General features: G+C 38.4%; 16 protein-coding genes and 2 pseudogenes. 1 reads left to right on the plus strand and 17 read right to left on the minus strand.

What is annotated here, in order from left to right:
• Positions 1 to 26 precede the first annotated feature (26 nt).
• The 4 genes from cydC to ACGHCK_RS00580 all read right to left on the minus strand — a co-directional run bounded on the left by cydC (position 27) and on the right by ACGHCK_RS00580 (position 6135).
• A complete protein-coding gene (gene cydC, locus ACGHCK_RS00565; RefSeq protein WP_271328016.1) occupies positions 27 to 1745 on the minus strand; it encodes a thiol reductant ABC exporter subunit CydC in 1719 nt (572 codons plus the stop codon).
• A 22-nt stretch (positions 1746 to 1767) separates the two neighbouring features.
• Complete coding sequence (cydD, locus tag ACGHCK_RS00570) at positions 1768 to 3483, minus strand: thiol reductant ABC exporter subunit CydD (protein ID WP_251421241.1); 1716 nt, start codon at positions 3481 to 3483, stop codon at positions 1768 to 1770.
• A gap of 218 nt (positions 3484 to 3701) precedes the next feature.
• Positions 3702 to 4697 (minus strand): cytochrome d ubiquinol oxidase subunit II, encoded by a 996-nt coding sequence (gene cydB, locus ACGHCK_RS00575; protein ID WP_202229969.1) that lies wholly within the window; start codon positions 4695 to 4697, stop codon positions 3702 to 3704.
• Position 4698: 1 nt separating this feature from the next.
• Entirely contained in the window at positions 4699 to 6135 is a 1437-nt protein-coding gene (locus tag ACGHCK_RS00580; RefSeq protein WP_202229968.1) for a cytochrome ubiquinol oxidase subunit I, read from the minus strand.
• 384 nt (positions 6136 to 6519) lie between these two features.
• Between ACGHCK_RS00580 and ACGHCK_RS00585 the strand changes: the two are divergent.
• Positions 6520 to 6837 (plus strand): annotated as a pseudogene (locus tag ACGHCK_RS00585) (hypothetical protein); the annotation flags it as partial.
• Here the strand turns inward: ACGHCK_RS00585 and ACGHCK_RS00590 are convergent.
• The 13 genes and pseudogenes from ACGHCK_RS00590 to ACGHCK_RS00650 all read right to left on the minus strand — a co-directional run bounded on the left by ACGHCK_RS00590 (position 6806) and on the right by ACGHCK_RS00650 (position 19837).
• Positions 6806 to 8623, minus strand: a complete 1818-nt coding sequence (locus ACGHCK_RS00590; protein WP_251421243.1) for a glycoside hydrolase family 13 protein — start codon at positions 8621 to 8623, stop codon at positions 6806 to 6808. The pseudogene ACGHCK_RS00585 and the gene ACGHCK_RS00590 sit on opposite strands and share 32 nt — an antisense overlap.
• 110 nt (positions 8624 to 8733) lie before the next feature.
• Positions 8734 to 11142: a glycogen/starch/alpha-glucan phosphorylase gene (locus tag ACGHCK_RS00595; protein WP_251421244.1), complete on the minus strand. Its 2409-nt coding sequence runs from the start codon at positions 11140 to 11142 to the stop codon at positions 8734 to 8736.
• Between the two features lie 81 nt (positions 11143 to 11223).
• Entirely contained in the window at positions 11224 to 12663 is a 1440-nt protein-coding gene (gene glgA, locus ACGHCK_RS00600) for a glycogen synthase GlgA (RefSeq protein ID WP_271328017.1), read from the minus strand.
• A gap of 53 nt (positions 12664 to 12716) precedes the next feature.
• Positions 12717 to 13862, minus strand: a complete 1146-nt coding sequence (gene glgD / locus ACGHCK_RS00605) for a glucose-1-phosphate adenylyltransferase subunit GlgD (protein ID WP_202229964.1) — start codon at positions 13860 to 13862, stop codon at positions 12717 to 12719.
• Positions 13852 to 14667 (minus strand): annotated as a pseudogene (locus ACGHCK_RS00610) (sugar phosphate nucleotidyltransferase); the annotation flags it as partial. The pseudogene ACGHCK_RS00610 and the gene glgD, both read right to left, overlap by 11 nt.
• 240 nt (positions 14668 to 14907) lie before the next feature.
• Positions 14908 to 15090, minus strand: a complete 183-nt coding sequence (locus ACGHCK_RS00615) for a hypothetical protein (RefSeq protein ID WP_251712864.1) — start codon at positions 15088 to 15090, stop codon at positions 14908 to 14910.
• Positions 15091 to 15263: 173 nt separating this feature from the next.
• Positions 15264 to 15392 carry a hypothetical protein gene (locus tag ACGHCK_RS00620; protein ID WP_271328018.1) on the minus strand — a complete coding sequence of 43 codons (129 nt, stop codon included), beginning with the start codon at positions 15390 to 15392 and terminating at the stop codon, positions 15264 to 15266.
• A gap of 158 nt (positions 15393 to 15550) precedes the next feature.
• Positions 15551 to 15838, minus strand: a complete 288-nt coding sequence (locus tag ACGHCK_RS00625) for a hypothetical protein (protein ID WP_271328019.1) — start codon at positions 15836 to 15838, stop codon at positions 15551 to 15553.
• Between the two features lie 117 nt (positions 15839 to 15955).
• A complete protein-coding gene (locus ACGHCK_RS00630) occupies positions 15956 to 16903 on the minus strand; it encodes an Abi family protein (protein ID WP_271328020.1) in 948 nt (315 codons plus the stop codon).
• Positions 16904 to 17309: 406 nt separating this feature from the next.
• Positions 17310 to 18470, minus strand: coding sequence for a hypothetical protein (locus tag ACGHCK_RS00635; protein WP_271328021.1), 1161 nt, complete (start codon positions 18468 to 18470; stop codon positions 17310 to 17312).
• 5 nt (positions 18471 to 18475) lie between these two features.
• On the minus strand, positions 18476 to 19294 hold the full coding sequence (locus tag ACGHCK_RS00640) for a peptidoglycan recognition protein family protein (protein WP_271328022.1): 819 nt from the start codon (positions 19292 to 19294) through the stop codon (positions 18476 to 18478).
• Complete coding sequence (locus tag ACGHCK_RS00645) at positions 19295 to 19507, minus strand: phage holin (RefSeq protein ID WP_271328023.1); 213 nt, start codon at positions 19505 to 19507, stop codon at positions 19295 to 19297. It abuts the gene before it with no gap.
• A 12-nt stretch (positions 19508 to 19519) separates the two neighbouring features.
• Positions 19520 to 19837, minus strand: coding sequence for a hypothetical protein (locus tag ACGHCK_RS00650; protein ID WP_271328024.1), 318 nt, complete (start codon positions 19835 to 19837; stop codon positions 19520 to 19522).
• Positions 19838 to 19858: the final 21 nt, after the last annotated feature.

The following is a 19858-nucleotide window of genomic DNA, read 5'->3' on the forward strand; positions in this document are numbered from 1 at the left end:
TTGTCAACAAAAAAACTAAAGACTTTTCAAAAGTCATTAGTTCCTAAATCCATCTGATAAAGTTTTCGGAAGTCTTCATCGTTTTGTAGCAAGTGTTTAGGCTGGTCATCCAGTTTTATTTTCCCATTTTCCAAAAAAATGACCCGATCCATATGTTGCACCCCAAGCAGATGATGAGTGATAAAGATAATGGTCTTGTCTTTCAACCGTTCAAAGAAAAGCCGCAACAGTTGATTTTCAGTAATAGGATCTAGAGAAACTGTTGGCTCATCAAGAATAACCATATCCACATCTGAAAGTAAGATACGTGCTAAGGCCAAACGCTGCCGTTCCCCTCCTGAAAAGCGTTGTCCCGCCTCATCCACAAGTTCATCAAGCTGTTCAGGGAGCGAAGCAACCATTTTTTTCAAGCCAACAAGTTCCAAAGCCTTCCAAATTTCTTCGTCACTCGCATCCAAACGTGCTAAGCTGAGATTTGAACGAATACTGGCATTGAAAATATAAGGGCTTTGGTTAATCACGCCGATTTTTTCTTCCACATTATTTGCATAAGCTGGCTCTACACCTGACAAATCAAGACGCCCTTTTTGAGCAATCAAATCTCCCCGAATAAGGCCAGCAAGTGTTGATTTCCCAACACCTGAACGCCCTAAAATCGCCACATGCTCTCCTTTTTTAATGTGTAAATTTAAGTCTTCAAAAATCTTTTTCTCACCGAAAGAAAAACTTAGATTTGAAATTTGTAAATTTGTATCTAAAATTCTTTCCTGACGAACATCTTCTTTGACATCAGGCAAATCATTGAGACGTTGAACAGAATCACCATAACGCTGTGTCTCTACCACTGCATCTGACAAAGGAGCAAAAGCATCAAATAAAGGAAAGGCTGCCAAAGAAACAGCTGCAATATAATTAGGAGCGTCTCCTGTTCGCAAGCTTGTGCCCGACCAGACAATCAGATAGACAATAAGAAGGGCAAAGATAAGCTGTAAGACAAGATTACGTTTGCGAACATAACTCAATAACTTCTCTTGAATCTGACGCGTTGCTTTTTCTGAGCTTTGATAATCAAACAAGAAGTCTTCTTTTCTTCCTGATAAAACCCAGTCTTGTAAGCCCAAAACATCATCTGTCAAATCTGAAAAGAGTTTGTTTCGATAATTTTTCAAGTCCCGATCATATTTAGCAGAAACTTTAAGTGAAACATAAGGTAAAACAATAACCATGAGACCCAAGAAAAAGGCAACCGTCAAAGCCAATGCTAGCGAAAAAACACCAGAAGAAAGGATGAGGGCGACAGATAGAGAGCCCACAATCATCAGGGGAAAGAGTGTCCGTAAGAATAAATCTTGGATGTTGGCAATGTCTTCATTGAGCAAGCCTAGGAGCTCTCCTAATTTGTAGCGCTCAGACAGACCAATGGCTGACTTTTCCAGTCTTAGATAGAGTTTGCGCCGAAGGTTACTGGTGATGCGTAATATCCAGTTGTGCGATGTTAAACGTTCGATATAACGTACGACAGGACGCGAAATACCAAACACACGCACCATCAGAACGGGTACATAAATGATTAAAATATTTTCTGGTTTAGTTGCTGACTTTGAAATCACGTAACCTGCCGAAAACATGAGCAGACCGGCACAAAGCATCGTTATGGTTCCAAGAACTACTGCTAAAACCATCCCAAAACGATATTTACGCAAAAAGGGGGTAATCCAGTCATTATTGAAAAGAATTTTTTTCATTTTTTCTCCATTGTTTTTACAATTAAATCGTTTTGCCTCTCATTTCACGTAAAAGCTCTTGATAATAAGTGTTGCTAGCTAAGAGCTCCTGATGTGAACCGGCTGCTTCTAACCTGCCTTCGTTCAAGACAAGGACCAAATCCATCTGAGGCAACCAATGTAAGCGGTGCGTAGCCAAAAATACGAGCTTTCCTTCAAAAAGAGGCAAGATACTTTCTTTTACCTCTAGTTCTGTTTCCACATCTAGATGGGCTGTAGGCTCATCTAGGAAAAGGATATTTCTATTCTTGGATAAGAAAGCCCGTGCCAAGGCCACACGCTGCATCTGTCCGCCAGATAATGTCCGTCCTCCGGCACCAATATTTCCCTCTAAACCTACCTCTTCTACCAAATCTTTTAAACCTGCCAACTCTGCTGCGTGAACAATTTCTTCATCTGAGGCCTTAGGCTGGTAAAAGGCTAAGTTCTCTCGCAAGGAGCCTGCGAAAATGTAAGTGTTTTGCGGAATGAATTGCAGGGACTGGCGGAAGTTTTTATCATTAAGTGAATCCAGAACATGTGTATCGAGCTGTATCTCGCCGGAACTTGGTTTCAAAAATCCTGAAAGTAGACTTAAAAGTGTGGATTTTCCTGAACCAGACTCACCCACAATGGCCACTTTTTTGAAGCCTTGGATGGCTATGTTGATGTCCCTTACACCGCGCCCTGTTTCAAAAACTTTGCTCAGGTTGTTCAGAACTAATCGAGAATCTTCACTCCATCGAATAGGTTCTGGCAGAGCTTTTGTTAAATGATCTTCAGCCTTTAAAACTTCATTGACACTGGCATAAGCGTTTTTTCCATTCAAAGTTGCGTGATAATCTGAAGCAAAATCTCGTAGTGGTAAAAAGTATTCCGGTGCTAAAATTAAGGCTGCAAGTGCTGGAAATAAAAGGATGGAACCCTCCATTAAGCGAAGACCTAAAAAAAGAGCCACTGTAGCTACAGATAAAGTAGCAAAGAAATCTAAGGCAAACGTGGACAATATAGCCACACGCAAGGTCGCCATTGTTGCCTTACGGAAACGTTCAGAAGTCTGATAAATTGACTGTGCATATGTCTTAGACAGTCCAAAGTATTTCAAGGTCGAAATCCCACGAAGCGAGTCCAAGAAGTGATTGGATAAAACTTGAAAGCTTTTGTACTGTTTATTCGCTTGACCCTGTGCAGCATACCCTAATAAAATCATAAAGATAATGGCAAAAGGAAAAGCAATAGCCAACACAAGGGCAGTCTGACCGTCTAAAAAGGCAATAGCTACCAATAAGAGAACAGGGACAATCATCATATTCAAAACTTTGGAAAGAACCAACTTGATGTACATTTCCACCTCATCAATCCCTGAAATAACTGTTGAAGTAAGGTTCCCCGTCCCCATTTCTCTTGATAGAGTCGGCCCTAGATTGAAAGCTTTCGCAAGAACCTGATTCCGCATATTTGCAGCTAAACGATAGGAAACTCTGTCCAACATATATTGCCGCAGAAAATTAACAAGCTCTCGCCCAAAAAAGCTAAAGAAAAACCCAACAATATAAGGCAAAACTTGTCTCACTTCTTGCCCCTGCCATAGCCCTGTTATCGCTTGAGACAAGAACAAAGCCTGTCCTAAAATACATAGGGCTTGAAGTAGGGCAAGTCCTCCAAGAGCGGGAAGAATCTTACGTACTCCTGGAAGAGTAAATAGAGTTCTATCAATCATTTAAATTACCTATTTCTTATTCTTTTGATAACTTTTATTATATCAAAATATAGGTCTTATACCTTTGAAACTGCTTATAAATTCTTTATTTTTCAGAAACAAAATGCAACCCAAGTGTCAACAAGATAAAGAGCTGTCAAATAGTTTTATTCTAACATGTATTATACTTGAAAAAGCAAGAAAAAAAGCTCCTTTTAGAAAAGGAACCTTAATATCAGTTACTCGCTGATGCGCTTTTTGAACACGTGATAAGTCCAAGCCATGTAAGCAAGAACGAATGGCAAGATTGCCATTGTAATAATGGACATTGTCGTCAAAGTATAGTGTGTTGAGCTTGCATCCTTAATCAAGATACTATAGGCTGGATTTTCAGCAATCATTACACGTGGGAATAAGCCTTGGAAAAGCAAAGCAACCAGTGCAAGGAAAGTCAAACCAGACGATAAGAATGCTGCCATTTCACGTTTTTTAGCTACGGAAAGATGTGCTAAAACAGTTAAAAGAACAATAACTGCCAGCAAGACAATAGTCAATACCGCATGTTTTTCAACAAAATCTGTATATAGAGCAAGCAAGATTGCAAAGACAACTTCACCTGCATAGAGGAGAAAATAAAGTTTATTCGCCCACTCATTTGCACGCTGGCGCATGCTTCCATCTGTTTTCAAAGCAATGTAGTTCAAACCATGCAAGAAGCTCATCAAAGCTACCGCAACACCTCCAACCAGAGAAAGAGGATTGACATAATTTATGAAGTTGGCATAGACATCACCACGTGCATCCATAGGAACGCCTTGAATCATACTGGTAAACATCAAGCCAAACAAGAATGGAATAGCAAAACTTGTCACCCCTAAAATAATTTCCCAAGCACGTTCTCCTTTTTCAGTCTCACTGCGGTGACGAAACTCGAAAGTCACACCACGCAAAATTAGACAAACAAGTATCAGCAAAAGAATATTGTAGTAACCTGAGAAAAGGGAAGCATACCAGTAAGGAAAGCTGGCAAACATCGCACCACCAGCTGTCAAAAGCCAAACTTCGTTCATATCCCAGAAAGGACCAATTGTAGCGATGGCTTGATTGACTTCACGCTTATTGCGCGCCAAGGTTAAGACACTCATTCCCACACCAAAGTCGAAGCCCTCGAGAAAGAAGAATCCCCCGAAGAGCACTGCAATTAAAATAAACCAAAATAATTGTAATCCGCTCATCTCAAAGCCCCCCTTCTTGTTCAGTTTTTATCTTTTTTCCACCGAGACTTTCTCTACTAAACGGGTCTAAATCTACATAAGCAGTTTCTGCCTTATATGCACTATTGCGCATGATGCGGCGACTGAAAAGAATCATAATCGCACCCAGAACACAGAAAAGTACAAAGTAAACAATATTTGAGAAAAGCAAACTTCCTGCTGAAACATTCGGAGAAACAGATTCTTTAATCGTAAAGAGACCATAAACCGTCCAAGGGTAGCGTCCAAGCTCAGTGACCAACCAGCCACAGGTCATAGCTACAAAAGGAAGGAACATTGACCAACCATAAAGGCGCATCATTCCTGGTTTTTCAAACATCCAAGGTTTCTTGCGACGTGTCCAGAAGAGACCTAGAGCTGAGATAAGCATAAAGTACATGCTCAAGCCAGCCATGATACGGAAGGTGTAGAAGAGAACCGTAACTGGTGGATAGTAATTCTGATGATCCCCATATTTGGCTTCCAACTCCTTGTTGATTTGATTCATCCCTTCAACTGAACCAGAAGGACGGTGGTAGGTCAGAATTGATAGCATGTAAGGAATGCGTATACCAAAGACCGATTTGTGCTCAGCTTCGTTAAAGAACGCGACCATATCCCAGGCTGCTGGATCCTCTGTCGTTTCATAAACACCTTCTGTCGCTGAGAATTTCATCGGCTGAGAGTTTTTAACTTCCAACATTTGTTGATCACCTGCAACAAAATTGCCCAGTGCACCAATCAAAGCTACCCAAAGTCCTAAACGTAAAACTGGTTTAAATAAATCCACTTCTCGCTTTTTCAAGATTTGGAAGGCGGAGATACCTGCAACCGCAAAACCACCTGTTAGAAAAGCTCCTGTGATAATATGTGTAAATTCCAACATTGTTTGAGGGTTAGTCAATAAGGCTGAGAAACTCGTCAAAGTTGCGCGGCCATCAATGACTTCATATCCCACTGGATTTTGCATGAAACTGTTCGCTGCAAGAATCCAAAGTGATGAAATCCATGTTCCAACCATTACCAAGCCAAGTGTAGTTAAATGCAGTTTTTTACCTAAGCGATCCCAGCCAAACATCCAGACACCTAAAAAGGTTGATTCCATGAAGAAAGCCAGCAAGGCTTCAACGGCAAGTGGCGCACCAAAGATATCTCCAACAAAACGAGAATAGTCCGACCAGTTCATACCAAACTGGAATTCTTGGATAATCCCTGTAACAACACCTACAGCAAAAGACAATAGCATGATTGTACCAAAGAACTTGGTACGTGTTTTCCATTTCTCATCACCCGTTTTAACATACACTGCCTCCATAATAAAAGTCATCGCTGTTAACCCAATTGAAAGGGGAACGAAGAAAAAATGGAAGATTGTGGTCATGCCAAACTGAAAACGTGCGAGAGTTTCAATTGTAAACATAAAGCCTCCTATTGCTCGAAAAAAAGTAAAAAGCACAGAATTCCCGAGACTAACAAAAATTAAATTATAACTTATTTTAACATTATGAAAGCGGATAGAAAAGAAATTTGTTTCTAAATTTAAGTTTCGGAAAGATTACAATTCCATGTCATCCTCTAGCACCCTTCAGTTCTCGGCCTTCTTTTTAACTTCAACTCAAAATACTAAACACCTGCATCTTATCCCCTCTATCACAAAAATTACGGAAATAGAAACAAAAATTTCGATAGGATTTTTATAAATGTTATTAATCAAGTTAGTGGATGCATCAAAATAGAGCAGATATTCAAATAAAATCGCCAATGCTCACCTCATAACATTTTTCTCAACCTTCTGGGTTACAGAGTACCATTCACCCTTGCTACTTTCGTTGGTATTCTCAGTTTCTTTACCTCTTTGGTAATGGAGGCCTTCTATTTCATACAAACATTAATTTGGGACGATCCTATTGAGGGATTTCCTACTCTGGTTATTATTGTCCTGCTACTTGGTGGCCTACAACTGCTGTCTCTTGGGATTATCGGAAAATATATCGCCAAAATTTTTCTCGAAACCAAGAAGCGGCCTAACTATATCATCAAGGAAAGCAACATAAAGAGCCCTCATATGAGGGCTCTTTATGTCACTTTCTTTAAATCTTATTTTTTACTTTTACAATCTTAAAATCTTGACCCGATTTTGCAGAAAGGACACACTTATCCAAGTAACTTTTAAGCAAATCCCTAAACTCTACTTTCTGTAAAAAATGAATGGCTTCAAAATCAATCGTCACTTCTACTTCTGTAGGATTTACCATATAAACAAATGCTTCAGATTCCGTATAACGCAAAATTCCCAAGACATCCTCATGATAAAAAGGAACAAATTTCCCACGATAAAGTGATTTTTCTGTACGTCGCTTTGCTATCCATTCTTGATAGAGAGTATGTGTTGGGGCATGGATATTTTTCCACGGAAAATACTTTCGATTTTTAGGATCTTTACGCCCTGTGAGTCCTGCTTCATCTCCATAGTAAACACAGGGCACTCCCGGTAGGGTAAAGAGCATCCCTACAGCCAAATCATTAGCCTCATCACCTACCATGGTTAAGATACGCTCTGTATCATGTGTTCCAAAATTATTCAAATTATTATAAAAAATATCTTGTGGGTAATTTTCATTGAGAACCATCATCTGGTAGGCAATGTCTTGGGCGCTTCGAGTAGAGGTGAGATAAGCAATAATCATTTCTCGAAAAGGATAATTCATAACGCCATGCAAGCTATGACCTAAGATATAGTCTCGACGCTTGCCATAAGAAATTTTGTTCGAAGCATCTTCCCAAACTTCTCCAATGAGAACTGTATCAGGATAGCGCGACAGGTTCTTGCGGATACCTCGGATAAAACTATCCGGTAACTCATCTGCTACATCTAAACGCCAACCATCGACTCCCAGCTGATTCCACTTCGCGAGGACAGAGTCGGTTTCACCATAGATAAAGTTTCGAAATGAAGGATTGTCTTTATCAACTTCCGGTAAGTCCTTGATGCCCCACCAAGACTTATAATCCATAGGATATTCCGTAAACTTGAACCAGTCCATATAAGGGCTATCTATACTTTTAGCAGCTCCAACATCACTGCCATATTGACCTGATAGATTAAAATAGCGCGAATTTTTTCCTACATGTGAGAAAACACCATCTAAAATAATATGCATATCTTCTTTGTGTAACAGGTCAACCAGCTCTTGAAAATCTTCTTCTGTGCCCAACATACTATCTATCTGAAGATAATCATTAGTGTCATAGCGGTGATTACTGCTCGCTGAAAAAATGGGATTAAGATAGAGGGCTGTAATTCCAAGTGCCTTAAGATAAGGTATCTTTTCAATAATACCACGAAGGTTGCCTCCAAAAAAATCCCAACGGATGACATCTCCCTTTTCATCTCTAATATAAAGAGGGGTATCTTCCTTTGTTGCATATATAAAAGAGTTAGGTTTGGGATGATTAATTTTCCCATCGGAGTTACCATTGTGAAAGCGATCCGGGAAAATTTGGTAAAAGACTGCCTGACGATACCACTCCGGTGCTGCATCTTCTGCTGAAAAGACCGTCGCTTGATAAGGGCGAACGTCATTTTCATTCATATAAAGTACACCCTCGCCTCCAAGACCACTGCAGCCATAGTAAAACTTTTTAATCCCCCAATCTGTTGGCTCATTGATTTCAAAATAATAATAATAAAGTCCTTGTCCGACATCAAACTTCACCGAGGAACTAAAAAGTCCCCGGTCCAGCTTTTGCATATCGAACTCCGAGCGGGCACCAAAATCACGCCGAATGATAAACTTAACCGTGACATTTTCTTTATCCGTCTTGAGATTAACCTTCATAATCTGTCCAACCTGGATAGCGCCAAAAGGCCGCTTAAAATCTGAATCCCAAGAATTATAATAATACACTCTTTCCCCTTTCCATTTGCTTCTTGAAAGTCAAGCTGTCTTAAAGTCATTTTATCCCATTAAAACATGAGCAAAAAAGGAAAGACAAGCTTCTTTCCCTTGCTTAACAATCAGACTTCCTCACTTTTTTCTTCAATGAACCAGATATCTTTCGCATACTGACGAATCGTACGATCTGATGAAAAGATACCCGATGTCGCGATATTCATCAAGCTTGCTTGTGCCCAAGCTCTTTGGTCGCGATAGAGATTTTCAAGATCTTTTTGAGCACGCACGTAATCGTTAAAATCACGCAGAAGGAAATATTCGTCATTGAAGGCAGTGAGGGACTCAAATATTTCCGGACCTTCATTCGTGATGTTTGGAATAGTGCCATCGATAAAGGCATTTAAAATGCGATGAACGACTGGATTTTGCTCATAGATATCACGCGCATTATAGTTTCCATTCTTATAGTATTCGTAAACTTCATCTTTTGTAAGCCCAAAAATAAAGATATTTTCATCTCCACAAGCTTCTTTAATCTCAATATTTGCGCCGTCTAATGTTGCCATAGTCAAGGCACCATTGAGCATGAACTTCATATTTGAGGTTCCAGAGGCTTCTTTGGAAGCTAGGGAAATCTGTTCGCCGACATCAGCTGCTGGGATAATTGCCTCTGCCAAACTCACATTATAATTTTCCATAAAGACCAGTTTCAAGCGGTCCTTAACCACTGCATCTTCATTAATCATCACAGCTATTTCATTAATGACTTTTATAATCGCTTTTGCATAATGGTAACCTGGTGCAGCTTTGGCTCCAAAAATAAAAACACGTGGTACCATTTCTAAATCTGGCTGGTCTTTAATATCAAAATAGAGTTTCAAGATATGTAAAACATTTAAAAGTTGACGTTTATAAGCATGGAGACGCTTAATCTGCACATCAAAAATCGCTTCCGGATTGACCTCAATACCGTTTTTTTCCTTTATCAAGGCTGCCAGATCTTTTTTATTTTCCAGCTTGACGGCTGCCAACTGCTTTAGAGTTTCTGTATCTTCTCGAAAATCTTTCAAGGCCTCCAGTTTGACTAAATCATGACGCCAAGACTTACCGATTTTTTCATCCAGAAGTTTTGACAAGCGTGCGTTAGAAATTTGGAGCCAGCGGCGGTCTGCTATACCATTGGTCTTGTTATTGAAACGTTCGGGATACAGCTGATAAAAATCATGCAATTCTACATCTTTAAGAATGTCAGAATGCAATTTAGCCACTCCATTTGTCGAGTGAGAACCGATAATCGCCAAGTTGGCCATATGAATTTGACCATCTTTAACGATACGAGTCTTATGGATAAGTTCGGCACCTACATGCGGAAGAAGCTCATCCGTGCGACGTTTATCAATTTCATTAATGATTTGATAAATTCGTGGCAAGAGCGTGTGTACCATCTCTTCGGGCCACTTTTCTAATGCTTCAGATAAAATTGTATGGTTAGTATAACTCATCACCTTAACTGTAATATCCCAAGCCTGCTCCCAAGAAAGACCATTCTCATCAAGCAGAAGACGCATAAACTCTGGAACACAAAGTGCTGGATGTGTATCGTTGATATGAACAGCTATGTAATCAGCGATTTGGGCAATAGGGGCAATCTTGTTTGACTTATAATGACGAATAATCCGCTGAAGCCCAGCTGATACAAAAAAGTATTCTTGCTTGAGGCGAAGCAAGCGCCCATCATAATTAGAATCATCAGGATACAGTTCTGCTGATAACATTGAAGTTTGGCGCATGTATTCCATATTTTGAAATTTCACATCCAAGTCTTGAGGAACTTCTGAACGCCAGAGGCACATATTATTAACTCTTGTATTTTCAAAACCAACCATTGCTGTGTCGTAAGGTACAGCCAAAACGCGCTCTTGATTACGGTAACGTGGTATCAATCTCCCATCTTCTGTTTCTTCTAGCCAGGTTTCCCCACCAAAAGTGACTTCAATTGCCTTGTCTGCTCGCCGTACTTCCCAAGGATTAACATTGTTAAGCCATGAGTCCGGTAACTCTACCTGATAGCCATCGATTATTTTTTGCTTAAAGAGTCCATAACGATAGCGGATACCATTACCATTCACCGGCAAGCCTGTTGATGCAGCAGAGTCCATAAAACAGCTCGCTAAACGCCCTAATCCTCCGTTACCTATAGCCATGTCCGGCTCTACTTGTGCTACCTTTTCAAGATCGATACCCAACTCTTGCAGTCCTTCACGAACTGTTGAAAGAATCCCCAGATTAAGAAGATTACTCTTTAACATTTTCCCCGGTAAAAACTCAATTGAGAAATAATAGGTTTGCTTTTTCTGACTCCTATCTTTATATTGATTATCTCCTTGCCAAATTTGTGTGTAATATTGCTTTACCACAGATGAAAGTGCTGCAAAAGTTTCTGTTATTCCAGCTTTAGCAACATCTGTTGCAAACTCTGATGTGAGACTTTGTTCAAAGTCTTTTCTAAATTGCGTTTTTGAAAGCTTCAATATATCTTACTCCGATTTTATTTTCTATTCATGAATTTTTTCAAGAAAGGGGTTATATGTTCATTTTTCTAACTGCTTTTGTTAAAACATCTCTCTGTAAAGTTGGATATACTGATCCGCCTTTGTCTTCCAAGAGAAGTCTTCTTCCATCGCTCTAAGTCTGAGTTTCTGAAGAACTTCCTTCTGGGTCTTATACAAATCCAGCGCTTGATTAATCGTATTCATCAAAACCTGTCCGGTAAAGTCAACGAAACCAAATCCTGTGCCCTCCTTTGTTTGAGGATTATAGGGTTTGACCGTATCTCTTAAACCACCAATTTCATGAACGATAGGTAGCGTACCATAGCGCATTGCAATCATTTGTGAAAGGCCGCAAGGCTCAAAAGCAGAGGGCATCAAAAAGAAATCACTTGCTGCATATATTTCCTGTGCAAGCTTCACGTCAAAACTAATAATTGCAGCACATTTGTCCGGATATTTTTCTGAAAAATATTTAAAACCATTTTCAATATCATCATAACCCGTTTCTAAGAGGACGATTTGAACATCTTTGCTCAGGATTTCATCCATACGCTCCAAAACAAGATTAAATCCTTTTTGGGTTGTCAACCGACTCACTATGCCAAGTAAGGGTTTGTCCGCGTCTCTCGGCAGTCCTACCCGTTCTTGTAACAGCCTCTTCATCTTCTTTTTTCCTGATAAGTCAGAAGGAGAAAAGTGGTGTTCAATCATCCTGTCATTTTGGGGATTATAGACATCATAATCAATACCATTCACAATACCGATAAGTTTATCCGAAACAAAGCGTAAAACAGAGTCTAAACCACAGCCAAATTCAGGCGTTTGGATTTCCTGTGCATAGCTGGGGGATACAGTATTGACACGATCAGCATAAAGAATCCCTGTCTTTAAACTGTTCAGCATCTCATTGTGACGTACTACACCTTCGAAATATCGTTCCATCCCCATACCAAAGAGTTCTGTCAATGCCGTTCCCTGCATAATCCCCTGAAATTCAATATTATGTATGGTCAAGACCGTTTTAATACCCTTGTAGGCCTCTATCCACTGAAATTTCTCTTTCAAGAGAAAAGGAATCATTGCAGTATGACAATCATTAACGTGAAGGACATCGGGAATAAATTCAAGGCGTTCCATGAGCTGCACGATAGCTAGACTAAAAAAGGCCCATCGTTCACCATCATCCTCGTAACCATAGATTTCATCACGACCAAAATAACTTTCATTATCTAAGAAATAGTATTTGACACTGTCTTGAACCAAGCTTTTCACGCCAACATATTCATGCCGCCATCCCACATTAACATAATCCCAAAATTCGTCTTTTATCTGTGCCTTATAGCTTTCTGCTATACCATGTTTGTAGTAAGGCAAGATAACAGCAATCTGCATGTCTAGACCTTTCATAGCCAGCGCCTTTGGAAGAGCGCCAGTCACATCGCCCAACCCTCCTGTTTTGAAAAAGGGAGCACACTCACTGGATGCAAATAATACTTTCATATTTTCTCCTTATAGACATAAAATTGTCGTCTATTTATCAACGACAACTTTTGTTACTTCTGAATGATATTCTCTGTGACAACCGTATGTTTTGAAATAACAACGGGACGCTCAAGACTTCCTTCTACCCGTACATTAGGTTCAATAACTACGTGCTTATCTATAATTGCATATTTGACTTTAGCTCCTGCTTTAATCTCACTTTCTGTGAACACTATTGATTTTTCCACCACTGCATCTTTTTCAATTTTTGAACGGCGTGAGATTAAAGAATCTGTAACACTTCCTTCAACAATACAGCCTGAGCTGAGTTGACTATTTGTTACGTTACTTTCTTTAGAAAAGTAAGTGGGAACTTCATTGCTTACCTTTGTACGAACAGGCTGACTTCCGTAGAGTAAAGCAGTGAAATTACTCGAATCCAACATCGACATATTGGCATCATAGTAAGATTTAATACTTCTAATGTTGCTCATATAACCTGTGTATTCATAAGTATTGATATCAAATTCAGATAAATATTTACGGAGAAGTCGTGAACTAGAGGCATATTCCCCTTCGGCTTGCATCCGTTGAAGAAAGCCAATCAGCCACTCTGTATCTACAATAAACATGTTTAAACTCAGTGCTTCTTTATCTTGAACATCTGTAAGTTGTGCGAGAAAACTGCTTGAAGCCTTATTGTTTTCGTCAAAGCGAATAATCGTATCGACATCTTCAGCTATATCCGGTGTAACTTTTTTATAGATAGCCGTGATGTGTTTATTTGAAGTTTTATGGATTTTCAAAACAGCAGTCAAGTCAACATTACATATAAACTTACTGTCTATCAGAACTGTATAAGCAGCCTTAGACTTTCGTAAGAAGCTAATTTGTTGTTCAAAATAAGGAAGTCCCTGCTCTTTAAGACGTTGAAAATCCTGCTGAATATAAACAAAATAACGATTTTTGAAACTGTCTAATCCCCATTCGCTCCCTGAACCCATATGATCAAATATTGACTGTGTTTCACCTTGATTTGCTGTCATAAAAATAGAACTGACGTGGGCATTTGCTAATGAAGAAAGTGGGAAATCAAGCAAACGATACTTACAATCAAAAGGTAATGTCGCAATAGGACGTTGACTAATCAGAGGAGCTAAGCTTTCGTTGCGTGTTACGTTAGATAAAAGAGCACAAATTTTATTTTCAGTCTTCATTTTCTTCACCTTTTACTTCTCTGTGACCAATCACAGCAATATCACCTGGCTTGCCGATAATCTCTACATTATCACCTATATAAGCTTTTTCTCCAAGAATTGCATATTTTATGGTTACATTTTTTCCAATATGTGCCCCCGACATAACGAAGCTTTTTTCTATCTCAGTTCCTTCCTGAACATGGACATTCTGCGATAAAATGGAATCTGTTACCTGACCGTCAACATAGCTGCCATCACCGACCAAAGAAGCTTTGACATTGGCTTTAGACGTAAGAAATTGCGGCGCTGAGATATCGTTACGTGAGTAAATGCGCCATTCTTTATCTGTAATATTAAGTTCGTTTTTTAAATCAAGAAATTCCATGCTTGACTCGTGCAGGCTATCAATCGTTCCCACATCCTTCCAATAGCCCTTAAATCGGTAAGCAAAAACATTCTCTCCTGAATCAATGTAGGCAGGAATCACATTGCCTCCAAAATCCTCCATGTCAACACCTTTTGCATAGCCTGTAACCAAGACTTCACGTAGCCGTTTCCAATTAAAAATATAAATCCCCATCGAAGCCAGATTAGATTTGGGCTCAGAGGGCTTTTCTGCAAATTCAATGATACGGCCGTTATCATCCGTGTTCATAATGCCAAAACGACTGGCTTCTTCTAGAGGCACTTCCATAACAGAAACCGTCAAACTGGCGCCATGCTCTTTATGGCTGTTTAGCATTGCTTCATAATCCATCTTATAGATATGGTCACCGGATAAAATCAAAATATATTCAGGATCTTTTTTATCAATATAAGCGATAAAGAAGTTCAAAGATTTTATTTATCTCTAAAAACTATATAAACAGGGATAAATAGAGGATTATACAGCATTCTTGAAACAAACCATAATCAATCAATTATTAACAACTCATTAAAAACTGGCCCACTTTTTGCCCACCAAAAAACCTCCCCAAAACAGGGGAGGCAAATTGAATTGTGTTCCCATTGTATCACAAAATCCCCACCAAGATAGGGATTCACCTATAAGAACAGACATTCATTATAACATACTCTCACGTTCTTTGATAAGTTTCTTTAACTCCTCTAAGTCTTCTAATGTTGCATGTTTTGAAATAAAATTCTTAGAAGTTGATCGCTTTGCTAAATAATTGGTCCTTTCTTTATTTTTTTGTCGATATTTATCAATAGCTTTTTTCTGCGCATCAGTATATTTTTCTGCCACCTAGTTCTCCTATTTTATAATTAAATTCAAAATATAAGCTAACCCAACAAGTCCCCATACTATAATAATGGCTTTTGCCATTTTAGATAATTTTTTCCAGCTCATAATTTAATTTCCTTTCTATATAATTATATGATAAACTATATAGCAAAGCTAGGGCTTTCACCCTTTCTTTACTTTATAAGTTTCTGAACTAAGTCAATCACTTGATTAATCAATGTTGCTAAGCCGGTCAGCAATGCAACAACCTTGATTGAATTGTCTAGTTTAGAAGCTTTTTTCTTTCGCTTCCTTTTTCTCACTCTGTTCCTCCTTTCCTTAATTATGTATATATTATAATATATACAAGTCGAAATTTCAAGAATAAAGTGCAAAAAAATGCGCTTTATTATAACAAAAAACCACGCTGGCAAGGCGTGGAGTATAAACAAACAAATTTTTATATTTTTTGCCATGACTATTATAACAAACTTGATATTTTATTAATAGCTATATCGAATGCTCGCTTGTAAGCATCTACACAGTAGTTAAAAAAATCTACTATTGTTTCAAAATTGATATCATTTGCTGTAAGGTTACGCTCACTAGAATAATTTAAAAAGAGCCCAATACCGATGATAACCATAGCTAACACCGTAAAAGAAATAATAAATCCAATAATTCTTCTATTCCTAAATTTTATATAAGCATCTCGCCATTTAGGATTATGCTTTCTGTTTTTATAAAATTCATAAGTATGTAAAGCCATAGTTTCTCCTGTATTAGTAAAATCTTTGATAATTTCAATTTATAATACAATAATTGTAACAAACTAAAAATTACTATTTCAAGTCCAAGCCATACTTATTTGTGATTCCTATTAAATTTAATTTTCTTTTTTTTTCTTTTTGGGAAATAAGTTATAAAACGACTCTGCATCTTTGAAACCAATTAATTTAGCAGCCTTATCCTTGTTAGAAGAATTTTCAATTAGTAAATTTACTGCACCATAAATCTTCCCAAAATTGTAATGAGGATTAATTGAGGGCATCATCTCAACAATTATACATAGTATTAATGCAAGTCTTCTTGTAATTTCATTTTTTTGATTTATAAATAAATGTTCTCTCCATTCATTTAAAGATATCGGCGTAGTCGTAAGATGCACATCAATCACTGTTGAGTTATGAGCACAATTGTTTCTGATGAACTTTAAACTCTTTAACCATGATTTTAATTGTTCTGGAGTACAGTCATAGTAATCTGCTAATTTTCTTAAATTCTTATTTGACATGAGGTCTAATAATTCTACTAAGTCTCCAAAAGTTAAAATTTCTACCAATAACCAAATTGTTGGATATTTATTATTTTTTAAATTCTTTTTATCTCTAAGCTCAGCTGATGTTGAGCGTTGCATTCTATTGTATATCTTTTGCTTAAAATACTTTTCTTTATCCTCTAAATAGTATTTACAATACTTATTTCTATTGCACCAATTAGAAAACTTTAAATAATAATATGCTCCACTCTCTCCCAAAATATAAGCAAACTTAGTTTTTATTGAAACTTCTATATCTTCTATACAATGAAGTAGTGAAATTCTTAAATCTTTATCAGCATAAAATCTATTCAATATATCTTGAAACGTAATATTGTTATAAATACGTTCTTTATTTTCATCAACACGTGACAAAGGGAGTGAGAAAGACTTAAGCTTATAGTAACCTATATCTCTAACATGCCGAACTGCTAACTCTTTATCCTCGACTTCAACTCCTCTAGAAATAAATAGATCTACTTGTTCTTCAAAACTAAGTGGTTTTGGGTCTCCCATAATAGCTCCTTTTAACTTGAATACAAAAAAATACTCTCACCTCGGAACGTATCCGCCACTATAAGGGTGTGAGAGTGTTGTCATTTGTTAACATTATTATATCAAATAAGTTGACGTTGTCAACTTAAAACATTACTTTTTTACTATTTTTTCGTACTTTTTGAGGATTTTTTCATCTTTTTTTACACTATTTTCGTATTTATATATAGTTTCTTCAATATTTTTTATCTATTTTTAGGATAATTTTTTGCTCGTCCCAGAATTATTCCATTTAAAAATAATAAAAAGCCCGATCAATCGATCGAGCTGCTAGGAGTTTATTTGTGAAAAAAGTATCGTATGAGTATATTATAATCCCATGTCCTTAAATGTAACAAAAAATACCCCAGCCAAAGCTGGGATAAAATCACTTTCTTATTGCTCCAAAGGACTGGATATCATCTTCTGTAAACACACCTAACTCATAGTAACAGCGAATCAAAATAGGCTGATTACGCTTTGAGGGACCACTCGAGTCATTTGGATTGTATTGAGCCTTGCTGAAATCGAAAAGGGAAGAATCGTTCACGGGGTGAGTAACCTCCGCATTCCCCCAAAAGCGGGCAACGATATTTGCCGTGCTCCAGCTTGAAATAGGAGTACTACCGTTTGCTGTTCGCATCAAGCTTAATATGACACGATACTCTGAAAGCTTGTCAATAGTCAGTGGAGAACTTTCTGAGTAGATATAAGCTCTCTGGTCTACATTGCCAAGAGTCAAGCTCGAACCATTGTCAAAACGAAACTGCCAAGGCGTTACAGAACGATCTAAGAACCAGCCTGTAGGCCCATAACGCTTAGAAGAACCGCCAGAATCTCCCTTCAAGCTCGCTAACCACTCTTGCTCAGTACCACTAAAGCCATGTTCTACAGCAAGCTGGTAAGCAGACTTTCCATCTCGACCGGGTAAGCCACGAGGCCCTGTTTCTCCTCGTGGACCAGGCATCAGTTGGATGTTTTCCAGACGGTCAGAAAGCGCCTTGATTTCCTTTCTAAGTGCCGTGTCGTCATAGGTGACTAATTGTTCAACTTTATCCTTTAACGCGCTAATTTCGCCAAGGATTGAGCTGATTTGAGCTTTTAGTGGCTTATCGTCATACGCTTCGATATTGAGCTTTTTGGCCAGTTCATCAAGGTCAATCTGACCCACTTGGTAATCTTCCAGATACTTCTTGATATATTCTTTAATACTAAGAAGCTTTTCAACTTCTTCACTCACGTAGTCGCCTATGTTCTCTGTAACGGTTAGTACAGGAGAATTCTTCGACGGAAAAACATAGCCTGCATGTTCAACCTCTACAATGTATAAGCCAACAGGCAAGGGCTTATCTAGGCTAAACCCAATGACATTTTCGGTTACCTCCACGTCATATGTCGCCTTGGCATTTTTTTCATTAATCAACTCCAACACTGCTGGACCGCTCAGACTTTTATTATCCTCAGTTTTCAGCTTTAACTTAAAGACTGAAGAGCTATCCCCTTGCTTGATAATTGAGCCGCTAATCCACTTTAATTTAGTCTGTTCCATAGACATTATTTATTGTTTTTGTGAGACGGATACACCGCACATAGGGCGTTATATTCCGCAGTAGAAATTTCAGCTTTGACAGGTTTAATCAGCCCATCTTTTTCCATCATCTTCAATTTTTGATAGATGTCATTGTATTTACCTGTAGCTCCGCCCACAACAAAAGCACCATTGCAGAGATAACCGACTGTACCTCCTGCTGCATTATCTTTTCTTACTGTGAATTTAATCATTTCTTCTTCCTCCTGATATTGACCGTTTTCTAAATTTTCATTATTTCCACCACCACTAGATGATGAATTCCCTTTACAATTCACAATGTCATTCGCAAATTGCTGTTGTGTGATCCCCCACTTTGTTAAATAAGGAATCGGGTCCACATGGTTTGAACCATTGTTTGGTTGATTATGTGTGCAGTAGTTGTGTGTTTTAATACCTGCTAAATCTCCAGTATCCAGTGTAACTGGAATCCCTGCTTGTTTAGCCAAGTCGTAGAGAAGTTCACAATAGATTCTATAATCTTTCATGAATTCTTCTTTTGAACCGTGACTTTCAATCAGTTCAACTGCCGCGTAAGTTTCGTAATTATAATCACCACCCACATCCCAAGCGCCTCGATTAACTGGGGCAACTTGAATGACTTGACCGTTTCCTACTACATGAGTATAAAAACCCGTGTTGAAGTCTTTTATACTCATGTAGTCTGCTTCATTTTGCGCAGTGGACTTAGGGTTAGCTGTACTATGCGCGTGTATTTGCCTATATGGCGCAGCCCCTACTTGGGGTGTATCTGTTCGGATTTGTTGTTTAATTGTATAGGTCATCTATTCCTCCTTTTCTTGACGATTATAGGCTACAGCACTCACACCCGTCACAGCTCCCAAAAAGACTGTAACAGCGTTTAAAGTAAGGACAGCTAAATCTGTCCCCTCCCAGTTATAACCTTGACCTAGAACACCTACAAAAGTGCTTAAGGCTGGCAAGACGGTGAGAACACCCCATTTAATCACGTCATAAGTTTTGTTATTTAACTTCATCTTATTTTCCTCCTAAAAAAATAATTTAATCGCCGCAGCGACAATGAGACCTACAGTACTACCAATACCAAAGATAGCTTTCCACAGATTCTGCTTGTCTAACATTTTCATCTCATAATCTCTAATGTCTGCCTGATGATTACGATTTAAAATAGCCTGCAAGATTTCTGTGTTCTGCTCAGACTGCCTTGTATTTTGTTCACGCAAGAAACGATTCGACTCATCAACACGAGTTAAGCTTTCATCCATGTTCTTACGCATTTGATCCAACTCTTTGTCATGTTGCTTCAACTTGTCATCATGCTGCATCACTAGTTTCTCTAGTTCCACCTCTTCTTTCTCCTTTCTCCC

This window comes from Lactococcus muris, assembly GCF_042849115.1.
Taxonomy (GTDB): Bacteria; Bacillota; Bacilli; order Lactobacillales; family Streptococcaceae; genus Lactococcus; species Lactococcus muris.